Origin of the sequence: Aeromonas sp. 2MA4, assembly GCF_029237305.1 — a bacterium.
Taxonomy (GTDB): Bacteria; Pseudomonadota; Gammaproteobacteria; order Enterobacterales; family Aeromonadaceae; genus Aeromonas; species Aeromonas salmonicida.
The window spans coordinates 19,599-35,378 of record NZ_JAACFY010000026.1; the positions used below are offsets into that span (position 1 = coordinate 19,599).

18 protein-coding genes are annotated in these 15,780 nt (G+C 59.7%); 7 read left to right on the forward strand and 11 right to left on the reverse strand.

All coding sequences use genetic code 11. From position 1 onward, the window contains the following. Positions 1-186: 186 nt before the first annotated feature. Positions 187-966 carry an NAD(+) diphosphatase gene (nudC, locus tag GWQ31_RS20110; protein WP_275910134.1) on the forward strand — a complete coding sequence of 260 codons (780 nt, stop codon included), beginning with the start codon at positions 187-189 and terminating at the stop codon, positions 964-966. Between the two features lie 163 nt (positions 967-1,129). Next, complete coding sequence (gene hemE, locus GWQ31_RS20115) at positions 1,130-2,197, forward strand: uroporphyrinogen decarboxylase (RefSeq protein WP_275910135.1); 1,068 nt, start codon at positions 1,130-1,132, stop codon at positions 2,195-2,197. An 88-nt stretch (positions 2,198-2,285) separates the two neighbouring features. On the opposite strand, the gene ppa is transcribed toward hemE, so the two are convergent. Continuing rightward, on the reverse strand, positions 2,286-2,816 hold the full coding sequence (gene ppa, locus GWQ31_RS20120; protein WP_005313216.1) for an inorganic diphosphatase: 531 nt from the start codon (positions 2,814-2,816) through the stop codon (positions 2,286-2,288). Positions 2,817-3,050: 234 nt separating this feature from the next. Here ppa and mpl point away from each other — a divergent pair, with 234 nt between their 5' ends. Together mpl and GWQ31_RS20130 are read left to right on the forward strand one after the other, a co-directional pair. After that, a complete protein-coding gene (gene mpl, locus GWQ31_RS20125) occupies positions 3,051-4,421 on the forward strand; it encodes a UDP-N-acetylmuramate:L-alanyl-gamma-D-glutamyl-meso-diaminopimelate ligase (RefSeq protein ID WP_059113058.1) in 1,371 nt (456 codons plus the stop codon). 61 nt (positions 4,422-4,482) lie between these two features. After that, positions 4,483-5,094 (forward strand): flavin prenyltransferase UbiX, encoded by a 612-nt coding sequence (locus GWQ31_RS20130; RefSeq protein WP_275910136.1) that lies wholly within the window; start codon positions 4,483-4,485, stop codon positions 5,092-5,094. Between the two features lie 82 nt (positions 5,095-5,176). Here GWQ31_RS20130 and GWQ31_RS20135 read toward each other — a convergent pair whose 3' ends face one another. Beyond that, complete coding sequence (locus GWQ31_RS20135) at positions 5,177-5,791, reverse strand: TetR/AcrR family transcriptional regulator (protein ID WP_011898368.1); 615 nt, start codon at positions 5,789-5,791, stop codon at positions 5,177-5,179. Positions 5,792-5,991: 200 nt separating this feature from the next. On the opposite strand from GWQ31_RS20135, the gene hpt reads away from it, so the two are divergent. The 3 genes from hpt to GWQ31_RS20150 all read left to right on the forward strand — a co-directional run bounded on the left by hpt (position 5,992) and on the right by GWQ31_RS20150 (position 8,321). Further along, complete coding sequence (gene hpt, locus GWQ31_RS20140; RefSeq protein WP_005313207.1) at positions 5,992-6,522, forward strand: hypoxanthine phosphoribosyltransferase; 531 nt, start codon at positions 5,992-5,994, stop codon at positions 6,520-6,522. Positions 6,523-6,633: 111 nt separating this feature from the next. Then, positions 6,634-7,551, forward strand: a complete 918-nt coding sequence (locus tag GWQ31_RS20145; protein WP_005313204.1) for an ABC transporter ATP-binding protein — start codon at positions 6,634-6,636, stop codon at positions 7,549-7,551. Beyond that, on the forward strand, positions 7,548-8,321 hold the full coding sequence (locus GWQ31_RS20150) for an ABC transporter permease (protein ID WP_005313201.1): 774 nt from the start codon (positions 7,548-7,550) through the stop codon (positions 8,319-8,321). The genes GWQ31_RS20145 and GWQ31_RS20150 overlap by 4 nt, the downstream gene beginning before the upstream one ends. A gap of 50 nt (positions 8,322-8,371) precedes the next feature. On the opposite strand, the gene GWQ31_RS20155 is transcribed toward GWQ31_RS20150, so the two are convergent. The 9 genes from GWQ31_RS20155 to thpR all read right to left on the reverse strand — a co-directional run bounded on the left by GWQ31_RS20155 (position 8,372) and on the right by thpR (position 15,558). After that, on the reverse strand, positions 8,372-8,725 hold the full coding sequence (locus GWQ31_RS20155; RefSeq protein WP_021139408.1) for a putative quinol monooxygenase: 354 nt from the start codon (positions 8,723-8,725) through the stop codon (positions 8,372-8,374). 23 nt (positions 8,726-8,748) lie between these two features. Next, the gene (gene panC, locus GWQ31_RS20160) at positions 8,749-9,603 is read right to left on the reverse strand and encodes a pantoate--beta-alanine ligase (RefSeq protein WP_111587957.1); all 855 of its coding nucleotides are present in this window, start codon (positions 9,601-9,603) and stop codon (positions 8,749-8,751) included. A 127-nt stretch (positions 9,604-9,730) separates the two neighbouring features. Further along, positions 9,731-10,525 (reverse strand): 3-methyl-2-oxobutanoate hydroxymethyltransferase, encoded by a 795-nt coding sequence (gene panB / locus GWQ31_RS20165; protein WP_087756443.1) that lies wholly within the window; start codon positions 10,523-10,525, stop codon positions 9,731-9,733. 15 nt (positions 10,526-10,540) lie between these two features. After that, positions 10,541-11,038 (reverse strand): 2-amino-4-hydroxy-6-hydroxymethyldihydropteridine diphosphokinase, encoded by a 498-nt coding sequence (gene folK / locus GWQ31_RS20170; protein ID WP_111588076.1) that lies wholly within the window; start codon positions 11,036-11,038, stop codon positions 10,541-10,543. Between the two features lie 11 nt (positions 11,039-11,049). Then, the gene (pcnB, locus tag GWQ31_RS20175; RefSeq protein WP_087756442.1) at positions 11,050-12,525 is read right to left on the reverse strand and encodes a polynucleotide adenylyltransferase PcnB; all 1,476 of its coding nucleotides are present in this window, start codon (positions 12,523-12,525) and stop codon (positions 11,050-11,052) included. Between the two features lie 121 nt (positions 12,526-12,646). Beyond that, entirely contained in the window at positions 12,647-13,558 is a 912-nt protein-coding gene (gene gluQRS / locus GWQ31_RS20180) for a tRNA glutamyl-Q(34) synthetase GluQRS (RefSeq protein ID WP_169046742.1), read from the reverse strand. Between the two features lie 113 nt (positions 13,559-13,671). Continuing rightward, the gene (gene dksA, locus GWQ31_RS20185; protein WP_005313182.1) at positions 13,672-14,121 is read right to left on the reverse strand and encodes an RNA polymerase-binding protein DksA; all 450 of its coding nucleotides are present in this window, start codon (positions 14,119-14,121) and stop codon (positions 13,672-13,674) included. 119 nt (positions 14,122-14,240) lie between these two features. Further along, positions 14,241-14,984, reverse strand: coding sequence for a DNA/RNA nuclease SfsA (sfsA, locus tag GWQ31_RS20190; RefSeq protein ID WP_275910137.1), 744 nt, complete (start codon positions 14,982-14,984; stop codon positions 14,241-14,243). A 46-nt stretch (positions 14,985-15,030) separates the two neighbouring features. Then, positions 15,031-15,558 carry an RNA 2',3'-cyclic phosphodiesterase gene (thpR, locus tag GWQ31_RS20195; protein ID WP_275908224.1) on the reverse strand — a complete coding sequence of 176 codons (528 nt, stop codon included), beginning with the start codon at positions 15,556-15,558 and terminating at the stop codon, positions 15,031-15,033. Positions 15,559-15,780: the final 222 nt, after the last annotated feature.

Sequence of the window (15,780 nt, forward strand, 5' to 3'; positions counted from 1 at the left end):
TTTGAGGTCTTTGCATCAAGGCTGCCTGCGGGCAGCCTTTTTCTTGGCCGTGGAGTGGGGTGGACTCGCCATCTTGGGGTCGCCAAGGTGCCTGCCTGGCCGTAATATGGTCGCCACTTGTCCGTGCCTTGCACACTGTTTTCGACAAGGGATTTCAACCTGATTTTCAACGAGAGTCTGCATCTGATGTCATTAACCGAACAGGCCCGCTGGTTCGTACTGGGGGGCGATCACCTCGTCCTGCTGGATGAACAGGGCCATATTCCGCAAGGCCCCCGAGCCTGTTTGCCTGCCCATTTTCACCCGGCGTCATTCGAGCGTTTCGATGAGTGGGATGGCCTGCCCTGCTATTTGCTGGACCTGGGGGCAGATGCCGATGCCAGCCATTTCACCCCCTTGCGCCAGCTGATGATAGCGGGGGATGAAGAGGGATTTCGTCTCGCGGGTCGCGCCTGGCAACTGGCTACCTTTCGGCGCAGCCACCGCTTCTGCGGCGAGTGCGGTGCCCCCATGGCCCCCAAGGCGGGTGAGTGGGCCCAGGTGTGCCAGCTTGGCCACACCGTCTATCCGCGCATCTCCCCCTGCATCATAGTGGCGGTCCGCAAGGGTCCCGAGATACTGCTGGCGGCCCATCGCCGTCACTATCAGGTGGAGGATCCCATGTATACGGTGCTGGCTGGTTTCGTGGAAGCGGGGGAGAACCTGGAGCAGTGCGTGGCGCGGGAGGTGTTCGAGGAGAGCGGCATCCGGGTGCGCAACGTGCGCTATGTGGCCAGTCAGCCCTGGCCCTTCCCCCACAGCCTGATGATGGGGTTTACCGCCGACTACGAGAGCGGCGAGATCCGGGTACAGGACGATGAACTGGTGGCAGCTGATTTCTTCACCGCCGACCGGCTGCCACGGTTGCCGCCTCATGGCACCATAGCGCGGCGTTTGATTGAGCAGAGCCTGGCCGAAGAGGGTTGAGGCCGGTCTGACCTTGTCATCAGGGGAAAAACGGGGCGCTTGTTTGCGCCCCTTCACATCTTTGCGCTTGCAGCGGCCTGGCCGCATCTTTGGGCCGTCCCCCGCCGCGTACAAAGTGGTATCATATCCGCCATTTTATGCATGACATGACTCAGGAACTGGGATGAAAGAGCTGAAGAACGATCGATACCTGCGTGCCCTGCTGCGCCAGGACGTGGACATGACACCAGTATGGATGATGCGCCAGGCTGGCCGTTATCTGCCGGAATACAAGGCGACCCGCGCCGTCGCGGGGGACTTCATGTCCCTGTGCCGCAACGCCGAGCTGGCCTGTGAAGTCACCTTGCAGCCCCTGCGCCGTTATCCGCTCGATGCCGCCATCCTCTTCTCCGACATCCTGACCGTGCCCGACGCCATGGGGCTGGGTCTCTATTTCGAACAGGGTGAAGGCCCGCGCTTCGAGCGACCCATCAAATCCATGGCTGACGTGCAGGCGCTGCCCATTCCGGATCCGGAAGACGAGCTCGGCTACGTGATGAATGCGGTGCGCACCATACGCCGTGAGCTCAAGGGTGAAGTGCCGCTCATCGGCTTCTCCGGCAGTCCCTGGACCCTGGCCACCTACATGGTGGAGGGGGGCAGCTCCAAGGCCTTCACCAAGATCAAGCAGATGATGTATGCCGAGCCGCAGACACTGCACCTGCTGCTGGACAAGCTGGCCGACAGCGTGATCGGGTATCTCAATGCCCAGATCAAGGCCGGTGCCCAGTCCGTCATGGTGTTCGACACCTGGGGCGGCGTGCTGACCCCGCGGGATTATCGCGACTTCTCCCTGCAACACATGCACAAGATCGTTGACGGTCTGATCCGCGAAAACGAAGGTCGCCGCGTACCGGTCACTCTGTTCACCAAGAACGGTGGCCAGTGGCTGGAGCAGATCGCTGCCACCGGTTGCGATGCCCTGGGGCTGGACTGGACCATAGACATAGCGGACGCCAAGCGCCGGGTCGGTGACAAGGTGGCGCTGCAGGGCAACATGGATCCTTCCATGCTCTATGCGGCACCAGCGCGTATCCGCGAAGAGGTAGCCACCATACTGGCGGGCTTTGGCAGCGGCAACGGCCACGTCTTCAACCTGGGTCACGGTATCCATCAGGATGTGGACCCGGAGCACGCCGGGGTGTTTGTGAATGCGGTGCACGAGCTTTCTGCTCAGTACCACGGCCGTTGAGGCGGGCGAAAGCCCTAAAAAATTAAGGCGCCATTGGCGCCTTAATTTTTGGTATCGGCCCACAGGGGCCTTTTCACGAGAGAGACGCTTACTTGGCTGCGTAACGCTCGGCAGAGGTAACGATCTCGGCTTCGGCAGCGGCCTTGTCGCCCCAACCTTCTACCTTGACCCACTTGCCTGCTTCCAGCTCTTTGTAACGCTCGAAGAAGTGCTGGATCTGGGCTTTCAGCAGCTCGGGCAGATCGTTCACATCCTTGATGTGGTCGTACTGCTTGGTCAGCTTGGAGTGCGGAACGGCCACGATCTTGGCATCTTCGCCAGATTCGTCGGTCATCTTCAGCACGCCAACCGGACGGCAACGAATGACGGAGCCAGCCAGCAGCGGGTAAGGAGTCGGCACCAGCACGTCGACCGGATCCCCATCCAGAGACAGGGTGGCGTTCACGTAACCGTAGTTGCACGGGTAGAACATAGGGGTAGACATGAAGCGATCAACAAAGATGGCACCGCTGTCCTTGTCGACTTCGTATTTGATCGGATCGGCATTCTGCGGGATTTCGATGATGACATAGATGTCGTCGGGCAGGCTCTTGCCAGCCGGTACCAGGTTCAGGCTCATGACGTTTCCTTCAGTGTTGGAGTCAAGTTTGCAGGCCGATATTATAGCGATGTCGCGTCAAATGACCATATTTCGAGGGCACTGTGACAGAGTTGGCTGATGTCGCGCAGCCTGGGTGTGCCAAATTGCTGCCACCGTCTCCGGGGTTGGTTATTTCTCGTCGCGACCGCGGCTTGTGCCGCAACCTCAACAACCCCTAGAATGCGCACTCCCTTTACTGGAAAAGGCAGCGGTATGCATATTCACATTCTCGGGATCTGCGGCACCTTCATGGGTGGCCTGGCGGTGTTGGCAAAACAGCTTGGCTATCGGGTGACCGGCTCGGATGCCAACGTCTATCCCCCCATGAGTACCCAGCTCGAGCAACAGGGCATAGAGTTGACCGAGGGTTATGATCCCTCCCAGCTCGATCCGGCACCGGATCTGGTGGTGATCGGCAACGCCATGAGCCGTGGCAATCCCTGTGTGGAGTATGTGCTGGATCGCAATCTGCCCTATATCTCCGGTCCTCAGTGGCTGCTGGAGCATGTGCTGCAGGATCGCTGGGTGCTGGCAGTGGCGGGCACCCACGGCAAGACCACCACCGCCAGCATGCTGGCCTGGGTGCTGGAATACGCCAAGCTGGAGCCGGGTTTCCTTATCGGTGGCGTGCCGGGCAACTTCCCGGTATCAGCCCGCCTGGGCTCTGCGCCCTTCTTCGTCATCGAAGCGGACGAATATGACTGTGCCTTCTTCGACAAGCGCTCCAAGTTTGTTCACTACCATCCGCGTACTCTGGTGATGAACAACCTGGAGTTCGATCACGCGGACATCTTCCCGGATCTCGCCGCCATCCAGCGCCAGTTCCACCACCTGATGCGCACAGTACCGAGCAATGGCCGGGTGCTGTTCCCGCAGGCCGATGACAACCTCACTGCAGTGCGCAAGATGGGCTGCTGGAGCGAAGTCGAGCTGGTGGGTCAGGACGACGCCAAGTGGAAGGCGGTCAAGCTGGCCGACGACGGCTCTGCCTTCGAGGTGTGGCTGGATGGGAGCAAGCAGGGCGAGGTGCACTGGGAGTGCATCGGCGAGCACAACGTCAACAACGGGCTGATGGCCATCGCCGCTGCCCGTCACGCCGGTGTCATGGTGGAGCACGGCATAGCCGCCCTGTGCCAGTTCAAGTCCCCCAAGCGGCGGATGGAGCTCAAGGGCGAGGTGGCGGGCATCAGCGTCTATGACGATTTTGCCCACCACCCCACCGCCATCGAGACCACCCTCGGCGGTCTGCGCGCCAAGGTGGGTAAGGCCCGTATCCTGGCGGTGCTGGAGCCCCGCTCCAACACCATGAAGCTGGGAGTCCACAAGGAGGAGCTGGCTGCCTGCTTCGACGGCGCCGACGAGGTGTTCTTCTTCCAGCCACCCAATATAGGTTGGGATCTCGGGGAGGTGACCGCTCACATGAGCCGTCCGGCCAAGGTGTTCAACGAACTGGAGACCCTGATCAACCGCCTGGTGGCCGAGTGCCGCGACGGCGATCATATTCTGATCATGAGCAACGGCGGTTTCGGCGGCATTCATGACAAGCTGATCGCCCGTCTCAAGGATTACCACGGCGAACTATGACGTCGTGGCTGATCCCTTGCGGTTGTTTGTTCCCATGCCAGAAGAAGAGCCAAGGACCATCATGCTGAAACAAGTCACCCTGGCGCTGACCGGCGCCTCCGGCGCCCCTTATGCCCTGCGCCTGCTCCAATGTTTGGTGCAGGCGGACTATCGGGTTTATCTGCTGGCCTCATCGGCGGCCAGAGTCGTGCTCAAGACAGAGCAGCAGCAGGATTGGCCCAGCTCGCCGAAAGAGCTATCCGCCTATCTCTGTCGCCAGTACGGCGCCAAAGAGGGTCAGATAGTGGCCTGCGGCAAGGAGGAGTGGTTCTCGCCGGTGGCCTCGGGGTCGGCGGCCCCGAAACAGATGGTGGTCTGTCCCTGTTCCATGGGGACAGTGTCGGCCATTGCCAACGGCGCCTCCGACAACCTGCTGGAGCGGGCGGCGGATGTGGTGATCAAGGAGCGCGGCCAGCTGATCCTGGTGCCCCGCGAGAGCCCCTTCTCCGCCATCCATCTGGAGAACATGCTCAAACTGGCACGGCTCGGGGTGACCATAATGCCCGCCGCACCCGGTTTTTATCATGAGCCCAAAAGCATCGAAGATCTGGTGGATTTCATGGTGGCGCGGATCCTGGATCACCTCGGGATCGAGCATGGCCTGACAGAGCGTTGGGGTTACGCCAAATCTTGAGGCGAGATGTGAACGAATAGCAGACAAACAAAAGCGGCGCCGACCTGAACAGTCCGGCGCCGCTTTTTATTCACGAGGCGGGTTATGCAGCCTGGATGGGGGCCGTCACGTACTTGAACAGAAAATCGGTCACATCTTCCCGTGAGGGGCGTTGTGGCTGATTGATCATCTGCATCATGACGTAACCAAAGCCGGTCAGGGAGCGAGCCAGGTCCTGGGCGGACAGCACACTCTGGATCTCACCGGCATCCATGGCTTGTTGCAAGTGGGGCGCTATGCGTTCCAGCGCCTTGTCCAGCAACTTGGCGTAACGGGGCCAGACCTCTTCCCGCACCGATGAGCTCCACTCCAGCCAGATACTGGCGTGGTCGGGCTGATCGTAGGCGGCGTCAACAAACAGCTTCACGTGACGGTGAATGCTCTCCTTGACCGGGCCCTGGCCGGTATAGGCCTGTTCCAGCATCTGGTGAACGAAACGTTCGATCTCGGCCAACACCTCATCCACCAGCTCTTCGCGGGTGTTGAAATAGTTGAACACGGTAGCTACCGAGACTTTGGCCTGTTCTGCAATTTCGGCGTGACCCGCACGGCCAATGCCGCGACGGGAAAACACTTCGATGGCACATTCCATCAATTGATTGCGCCGAGCTTCCGGAGAAAGCCGGGTTCGACGTCTAATTTCTGCGCGTGGTTCCATAGTTTTTTCATCTAATAGTTATTGATTATGGTGTTTATAGTATTGTCACCGATAATGCCCGAGGGCCTGCTAACTCTATCAATTAAAATAAGCCGATAAAAGCATCACGTATGCCTGACGCCTCTCGGCTTGGATGGTAGAATCCTCGGTTTTGACGTTAATGAACGGCCAAATCCCCTTTGGCCATGAGGGAGTAAGTGATGAAACACACTGTCGAGGTGATGATCTCCGAGGCCGATGTTGCCGCCCGGATCGCCAAATTGGGTGAAGAGATCACCGCCCGTTATCAGGGTTCTGACGAAGTGGTCATGATTGGCCTGCTGCGTGGCTCCTGCGTCTTCCTGGCCGACTTGTGCCGCCAGACCCCGCTGCCCATCACCCTGGATTTTATGACTGCCTCCAGCTACGGCTCCGGCATGCGCAGCACCCGTGACGTTCGTATCCTGAAAGACCTGGATGATGACATCAAGGGCAAGGATGTGGTGATCGTCGAGGACATCATCGACACCGGTTACACCCTCAACAAGGTGCGTGAAATCCTGTCACTGCGCGAGCCGAAATCCCTGGCCATCTGCACCCTGCTGGACAAACCGTCCCGCCGCGAGGTGCAGGTGCCGGTGGACTGGATCGGTTTCTCCATTCCGGACGAATTCGTGGTGGGTTGTGGCATTGACTACGCCCAGAAGTACCGCAATCTGCCGTTTATCGGCAAAGTAGTTCCGCAAGAGTAAGCAAGGTCCAGGAAGATCACGGGCGAGGTGGTCTAGCGCCATCTTCTGTCTGCAGGCGGCCTTGGCCGCCTTTTCTGTATCGAGATGGGATCCGCCATCACAGAGGTTGCAATGAACGCATTGGAAATCAGCGGCCTGAAAAAGACCTATCAGGGGGGCGTCGAAGCCCTTAAAGGCATAGATCTCACCGTCAAGCAGGGGGATTTCTTCGCCCTGCTCGGCCCGAACGGAGCGGGCAAGTCCACCACCATAGGTGTCATCAGTTCACTGGTGAACAAGAGCGCCGGCAAGGTGAAGGTGTTTGGCTACGACATCGACAGCGATCTCGAACAGGCCAAGGCCCAGCTCGGCCTGGTACCGCAGGAGTTCAACTTCAGCCAGTTCGAGAAGGTGAGTCAGATAGTCACCCATCAGGCCGGTTTCTACGGCGTGCCCAGGGCGGAAGCCAAGATCCGCGCCGAGAAGTACCTGCGCCAGCTCGACTTGTGGGACAAACGCGACATGCCGGCCCGCACTCTCTCCGGCGGCATGAAGCGTCGGCTGATGATAGCCCGCGCCCTGATGCATGAGCCCAGACTGCTGATCCTGGATGAACCGACCGCCGGGGTGGATATCGAGATCCGCCGCTCCATGTGGACCTTCCTCAAAGAGCTCAACGAACAGGGCGTCACCATCATTCTCACCACCCACTATCTGGAAGAGGCAGAGATGCTGTGCCGCAACATCGGCATCATCGACAAGGGTCGGCTGATCGAGAACACCAGCATGAAAAACCTGCTGGGCAAGCTGGGCCGCGAGACCTTCATGCTGGATCTGGCACCGGGCTCCGCCGTGCCAAACGTGCCCGAGTTCAACGGCCGCATGCAGGATGAACGCACCCTGGAAGTGGATCTGGAAAAGAGCCAGTCCCTCAACAGCCTGTTCGAGCAGTTGTCTAGCCAGCAAGTGCAGGTGCTGAGTATGCGCAACAAGGCCAACCGACTGGAAGAGTTGTTTGTCAACCTGGTCGAGGAGGGGAGAAAAGCATGAATCTGACCACCTACTACATCGCCTTCAAGAGCATTCTGGCCAAGGAGATAAGCCGCTTCACCCGGATCTGGATCCAGACTCTGGTGCCGCCCGCCATCACAATGAGCCTTTACTTTGTCATCTTCGGCAACCTCATCGGCTCGCGCATCGGTGACATGGGGGGCTTCAGTTACATGGAGTTCATCGTGCCCGGTCTCATCATGATGTCGGTGATCACCAACTCTTACTCGAACGTCGCCTCCTCCTTCTTCAGCGCCAAGTTCCAGCGCAACGTGGAAGAGTTGCTGGTAGCCCCTGTGCCCAACTACATCATCATCGCCGGGTACGTGGGTGGTGGCGTGGCGCGGGGTATCTGTGTCGGTCTCATCGTCACTCTGGTGTCGCTGTTCTTCGTGCCGTTGCAGATCCATCATCTGTTCAGCGTCTGCTTCACCGTGCTGCTCACCTCGATCCTGTTTTCCCTGGGCGGCCTCATCAATGCGATATTTGCCAAGACTTTTGACGACATCAGCATCATCCCCACTTTCGTGCTGACGCCACTCACCTATCTGGGCGGGGTGTTTTACTCCATCAGCCTGCTGCCGCCCTTCTGGCAGGGGGTCTCCCAGGTGAACCCCATCATCTACATGGTGAACGCCTTCCGTTACGGCTTCCTCGGTATCTCCGATGTGCCGCTCGGCACCGCCTACCTCATCATCATCGGCTTCATAGTCGCGCTCTACGGATTGGCCTGGTGGCTTATTTCCCGGGGTACCGGATTGAGGCACTGAGTTGCAACCATGAAAAAGGCGCCTGTTGGCGCCTTTTTACTGCATGAGGGTTAGCCCCGGAGGAGGGGCGCATCATATTGCGCCGGTTCGTCGCTGTAGACGCAGACGTTCCACTTGGCAGCCAGACCATCCTCTGCCAGGCAGTAACGCTCGAAGAAGGATTTGATCTCGGCGCGCTGGCAGTGGGCCTCGAAGCTGGCCATGTCACGCCAGATCTCATTGAAGACGATGGGGAAGCTCTCCCCTTCGGCAAACGGGCTGGGGATATGGCGGGTGACAATGTACTGCTGGCAGCCATCTTCCCGCAGCGTGTTTGGCTCGAGTGCCTGCAACACCTGAAACAGGGCCTGCTCCTGGCCGGGCTTGGGCAGGAACTGGGCGATGCAATAAACCTTCTTGGACATGTAGTTCTCCTGATCGGGGTTGCTCAGACGCTGAGCGTCACCACTCGGTTGTCGATGAGACGGGCCTTGCCCAGGTAAGCCGCCATCAGGATCACCAGATGCCGGCTCTTGTCGGTGGCCGACTCCAGGGTAGTGGCATCGACGATGTCGATGGCGTCGGTGCGAAAACCGGCGTTGTCGAGATGCTGGCTGGCCTGGGCCACCAGGGAGGGCAGGTGGTGATCGCCTCCTTCAATCTGCTCGGCAATCCAGTTCATGGTGCGCGCCAGCTCGGGTGCCAGCGCCCGCTCGGCCGTCGTCAGATAGCCGTTGCGTGACGAGAGCGCCAGCCCGTCTTCAGCCCGCACCGTGGGCACGCCGACGATCTCGATGGGCATGGCCATGTCGGCCACCATCTTGCGAATGAGCGCCAGCTGCTGGTAATCCTTCTGGCCGAAACAGGCGACATCCGGTTGTACCAGGTTGAACAGTTTGGTCACTACGGTACTGACGCCACGAAAATGGCCCGGGCGCAGCGCCCCTTCCAGCAAGCCGGAGAGACCCGGCACTTCGACGAAGGTCTGGCTGGCCAGTCCCTGCGGATACATGATCTCCGGCGTCGGGGTGAACACCAGGTCGACGCCGGCAGCTTCCAGCGCAGCGCAATCCTGCTCCAGGGTGCGCGGATAGTTGGCGAGATCTTCGGCTTTGTCGAACTGCATCGGGTTGACGAAGATGCTGACCACCACCTTCTCGGCGTGGCTGTGCGCCTGCTCAACCAGAGTGAGATGGCCCTGATGCAGATTGCCCATGGTGGGCACGAATGCGATGGAACGCCCTTCACGGCGCCAAAGGCTAATCTGTTCACGTAAAACGAGAGGATTGTTAACGACCAACATCAGCAGTGCACCTTCGGATTAATCAAAGAGATATGGGTTAATAAATCAAAGGGATACGGATTAAATCAGCCTGCCATGAATGGCGAAACGGGGGCTTTCGCCCCCGTTGCCGTCCATGAGGCCTGGATCAGTTGAAGCTGTGCTCCGGACCGGGGAAGGTACCCTCGCTCACCTGTTGCACATAGAGCCGGATGGCGGCATGCATGTCACCGGTTTCGGCCAGGAAGTTCTTGGTGAACTTGGGCACATAACCGGAGGTGATGCCGAAGGCATCGTGCATCACCAGGATCTGGCCGTCGGTGGCCGGGCCTGCACCAATGCCGATCACCGGGATCCGCAGTGCCTTGGTGATGCGCTCGGCCAGGGCGACCGGCACGCACTCGAGCACCAGCAGCTGGATGCCGGCTTCTTGCAGGCAGAGCGCCTGACGGTAGATCTCCTGGGCCTGATACTCGTCACGCCCCTGCACCTTGAAGCCGCCAAACACATGGACGGACTGGGGTGTGAGACCGAGGTGACCACAGACAGGCACGCCGTTGCGGGTCAGGTGGCGAATGCTGTCACACAGCCAGTCGCCCCCTTCCATCTTCACCATGCGGGCACCGGCCGCCATCAGGCGAGCGGCTGTCTGGTAGGTCTGCTCCGGGGTGGCATAGCTCATGAACGGCATGTCTGCGATGATCAGTGCATTGCTGGCACCACGAGTGACACAACGGGTGTGATAGACCATTTCATCCACGCTGACGGCCAGGGTATCCTGACCCCCTTGCAGCACCATGCCCAAGGAATCGCCGATGAGCAGCACGTGGGCGCCCTCATCGTCGAACAGCTTGGCGAAGCTGGCATCATAGGCGGTGATGGCGGTGATTTTTTGGCCGTCCTGCTTCATCTTCAGCAGGCTGGCTGTGGTGATCTTGCTCATAACGTTTCAGGGCTCCTAAACGTCTGCACCGGGGGCAATGATGGCAAGATCATTGGTCGGGCAGCGGGCAACCAGTTCCGCGAGCGGGGTGCCGCACGGCAGCACCAGAGCGGGCGCAATCTCGGCCAGGGGCAGCAGCACGAACTCCCGCTCCTTCATGCCGTAATGGGGAACGACGAGGCGCTCGTGCCCTATGATCTGATCGCCATAGAGCAGCAGATCCAGATCCAGGGTTCTCGGGCCCCAACGCTCATCCTTGCGCACACGTCCCTGTTCCAGCTCGATTTTTTGCAATTGATCCAGCAAGGCCAAAGGGCCTAGCCGGGTCGTCAGCCGCACTACGGCATTGACGTAGTCCGGCTGATCCGCAGGGCCCATGGGGCGGCTGCTGTAAAATGAGGAAGCCTGTTGCAACTCGGACTCCGGCAGCGCCGCCAGTGCGGCGACGGCGCGGCGAGCCTGACCGAGTGGGTCAGCCAGATTGGAGCCGATGGCAACGAAGACTTCGGTCATGACGCTGGTGGTCACTGCGCCGCTTTCGGTTTGCGACGGCGCGGGCGACGACGGCTGCGACTGTTGCTATCACGTTTCTCGCCGTCACCGCTGCGGGGTTCACCGGCTTGGGCATGCTCGCCGCTCGCAGGGCGGCGGGTTGCTTCCCGTTGCAGTTGCGGGCGTACGTCAGGGTTGGACTCCACATAACGTTCCCACCAGCTGGCGAGCTCGCCAAGGCCTCGCTCGACCCGGTTGCGCAGCAACAGGAAGTCGTAGGCGGCGCGGAATTTCGGGTGCTCCATGGCACGCTCGGGATGACGGCCCTGACGGCGGGTCAGGCGCTGCTGCAGTGCCCAGATGTCGCGGACATCCGTGGTGAAGCGGCGTGGTACTGCGATGATACGTACCTGATTGTCCAGCACCTCGTTGATCGCCAGCATGAAGGCGTCGTGCCAGGGCAGGCCGCTTTCGTTTTCCAGCACGCGGGCACGGGCTTCGACACAGCCCCATAGCAGGGTGGCGTAGAGGAAGGCGGGGGTGACCCGTTTGTCTTCCCGCACCCGGGTATCGGTATCGATCAGCGCCAGCTCGATGAACTGCTCGAACGGCGAGGTGCCGTGCGGGGTGAACAGGGCGGCCACTTGCGGGAACAGCGGCTGGAACAGCCCGTATTCACGCATCAGCTTGTAGGTCGCCAGACCATCACCAGCCAGGAACAGCTTGAGCGTCTCCTCAAACAGACGGGCGGGCGGAATATCCTGCAGCAGCGGGGCCAGCTCCTTGATGGGGGCGGCGCTGCGCGGGCTGATGGTCATGTCCAGCTTGGCGGCAAAACGCATGGCGCGCAGCATCCGCACCGGATCCTCGCGATAGCGGGTCTCGGGGTCGCCGATCAGCTCCAGTTTGCGCTGGGCGAGATCCTCTATGCCACCTTCGAAATCGTGCAGGGTGAAATCCCGGGCACTGTAGTAGAGGGCATTGACGGTAAAGTCGCGGCGCTCGGCATCCTCTTCGATGGTGCCGTAGACGTTGTCGCGCAGCAGCATACCTTCATCAGACTGGGCCGATACATGCTTGCTGGTATTGACCTGATGGTGGTGACCCCGGAAGGTGGCCACTTCGATCACGTCACGACCAAAGACGATGTGGGCCAGGCGGAAGCGGCGGCCAATCAGGCGGCAGTTGCTGAACAGCGCCTTGATCTGCTCCGGCGTTGCGTTGGTGGCAATGTCGAAATCCTTTGGCGTTCTCCCGAGCAGAATGTCCCGGACACCTCCGCCGACCAGGTAGGCATCATAGCCACCCTTGTTCAGGCGATAGAGCACCTTGAGCGCATTCTCGCTGATCTCTTTGCGCGAGATGGGGTGCTGGTCACGGCTTAAAGTACGACGCTGCCCGGTTACGTGGGCTGGGATGGGAGACTCCACCGACTGCTCGCCGTCTTCCTTGCCGAGCACCTTGCGGCAAAAGTTTGCGATCTGGGAAAAAATGGTACACCTCTTCATGACTTCTAAATTGACGGGAGGCCAAAAAATAGCGGCCTATCATAGCTCAGGCCTGACCAAATGAAAAACGATGTGCTTCATTCAACAATTTCAGGCTTGGCTAAATAAAAATTTGTGCTGTCTATGTCAGAGAGCCCAGGCTGATCTTCTCTCTGGATGGGACTTGGTCGAGCCGCCAGTGGGCAATACCCCAGCTAATCATCTCGTCAATCCTGCTTGCCATCAGCTCGGGTGGCGGGCATTGGCCGAGAAACGTGAGTGCCTGCCACAGGGCTGGCCTGACCTCATCCAGCGCCAGTGCCGGAGCATGGTTCTGCTTCGACAGTTTGTGGCCATCCGCCAGCACCGCCAGCGGCAGGTGTACCCAGGCGGGCACGTTTGCCCCCAGGGTCTGGTAGAGGGCAATCTGGCGCACCGTGGGCTCCAGCAGATCGGCGCCGCGCACTATCTCAGTGATGCCGCAGTCCATGTCATCTACCACCACAGCCAGGTTATAGGCATAGAGGCCGTCCCGGCGGCGAATGATGAAGTCCTCATCGGCAAGACCGGCGGGCACAGAGACGTGTCCCTGCAGCGCATCGTCGAAATGGTAGACGGGATGGCGCTGGCGCAGCCGGGCGGCGCAACCTTCTGCCGCCAGCCCCAGTGCGCGGCAGTGACCGTTGTAAAAGCCGCCACCTGCCATGATCTCGCGCCGGGTACAGCGGCACCAGTAGAGATCCCCTGCCTGATAGAGCTGCGCTATGACGTCGTCATAGCGGCCGTGGCGCTGGCTCTGGTACATCACCTCCCCATCCCACTCAAGGCCATGGGCCTCCAGTGTCTGCAGGATAAGAGGGGCGGCACCGGCCATCTCCCGTGGCGGATCTATATCTTCGATCCGCACCAGCCAGCGTCCTTGTTGCGCCCTGGCCTGCAAGAAACTGCCGAGCGCCGCTATCAGGGAACCAAAGTGGAGCGGGCCTGACGGGGAGGGAGCAAAGCGGCCTATATAAGGGCGAGTCTGGGGAGACGGGACTGTATTCACGGACATGGCAATTCGGGCAAACGGTTCATTGAGGCTGCATTCTGGGACGCCCCAGCGAAAAGCTCAATAAAAAAGGGAGCCTGCAAGCTCCCTTTTTTCAGTTATGCCAGTGGTCGGTATCAACCGGCCATCTGTTTTTCCTTGATTTCAGCGAGTGTCTTGCAGTCGACACAGAGGTCGGCTGTCGGACGGGCTTCCAGACGACGGATGCCGATCTCGATACCGCAATGTTCGCAGTAACCGAAGTCATCGTCTTCGAGCAGTACCAAGGTCTTCTCGATCTTCTTGATCAGCTTGCGCTCACGGTCGCGGGTACGCAGTTCAAGAGCGAACTCTTCTTCCTGCGCGGCACGATCCACGGGATCCGGAAAGTTGGCTGCCTCATCCTTCATATGGTCAACGGTGCGGTCAACTTCCTGCATCAGTTGATTGCGCCAGGCTCCCAGGATCTTGCGAAAATGTGCCTTTTGTTGGTCATTCATGTACTCCTCACCCGGTTTTTCCTGGTAAGGCGCCACACCCGCAACGGCCAGGGGGCCCAGAGATTTCCTGTTTTCGCCTGTTGGCATGCCCTGTCTCCTAATTCAGCACGCTACCCGTGCCATCCATAAATTGAGGGCGACATCTATAGCAGAAGGGTAACGCGTAGGCAAACAAGCCGTACCAATTATGTTACCCACACCTACATTTATTCGCTGCCCTCGGGTAGCAGGTGACAAGATTCAAACGGGATAAAATCTTGGGCCACCATGCTCTGCACCCCAACATGGGGTCGATAGCATAAAATTTCAACCCCTGCCGTCATTGCTTGCTCAATAAGCAGACTATAGTGCGGATCTATGTGTGCTGCAGGGCGCATTCTCACTATTCCGGAGTGTAAAACCATAAATAACAGCACGGCTCTGTGACCTGCTGCCTTCATGACCATCAATTCACGCAAGTGCTTGGCACCGCGGGCAGTGACCGCATCGGGAAAGTAGCCCATGCCGGGCTGCTCCCGCTCATCGAGCAGGGTTACCGACTTTACCTCTATGTAGCAATCCGGCTTGCCGTCATCTTCCAGCAGCAGGTCGATGCGACTGTTCTCTTCGCCATATTTCACCTCGGTGCGCAGCCTCGCATAACCGGTGAGCGGAGCCAGTGCCCCTTGTTCGATCAGCTCGCGGGCTATCTGGTTGGCGCGCACCGTGTTGACGCAAATAAAGTGGCCCGCCGGGCTCTCGGCGATCTCCCAGCTATGGGGCAGATTGCGCTTGGGATTGTCGGAGGTGGAGTACCAGACCCGGGTACCAGGGTCGGCGCAGCCGGTCATGGCGCCGGTATTGGCGCAGTGAATGGTGATCACCTCGCCGTTGTCGAGCCGCACATCGGTCAGGAAGCGCTTGTAGCGGGAGATGAGCTGCCCGGACTGCAGGGGGGGATCGAAGATCATGGTGCGGTTCTCTTTTTTATAGGCAGGAAGCGAGGGCGATCGACTGTCACGACGCCATCTTCTCTCTGGCGCGCAGGGGCCAGCAGGCGAGCGGTTCATAGCGAACCCCGTCCGGCGCCGTGACCGACTGATAGAGGCAGAAGTGGTCTGCCTGCAACACAAAGTCAGGTGCTGGCAGATCTGCGGGGGCCTCGCCCGCCTTGCGTGACAGGGTCACATGGGGTCGGTAGCCCTGTTCCCCATTGCCCAGTCCCAGCTTTTCGCCGTGGCGGCGCAGGGCCCTGGCCAGTACATTGAGCTCGTTGGGCCATGTTTTGGGGCCCACCCAGGCCGCCTTGGCGCGGCTGAACCAGCCGGTTTCATCGAGGGTGATGGCAAGGGGTGGACAGTGCTGACGTTCTGCGGCTGCCATCAGGCGGGCGGTGGTGACCTGATCCGCTTCACCCAGAAAGGCCAGCGTCAGGTGGAGGTTTGCTTCAGGCACAGGTTGGCCGGGCCAGGGGCGCTGATCACGCCAGTCGATAAGCTCGGGGGCGAGCTGTTGCAGGGGCAGGGCAAAGAAAAGTTTGGCCATCTTGGTGAGGATGCCTTTTTACGCTCATAACATGGCGCCATTCTATGGCAGTCATCGCTGCCATGTCTCGCCATCCTGTTATCCCGTTTATATCTATGGTTCGAGTGGGATGACGGCCATGATGATCATCTTGCCGTCGCCTGTGCCGGCGACATCTGCTCACGGTGGCCGCGAATGCTATGGCAGAATGGGCGCCGTTTTAAGGTCGCTAACGTAAGGTGT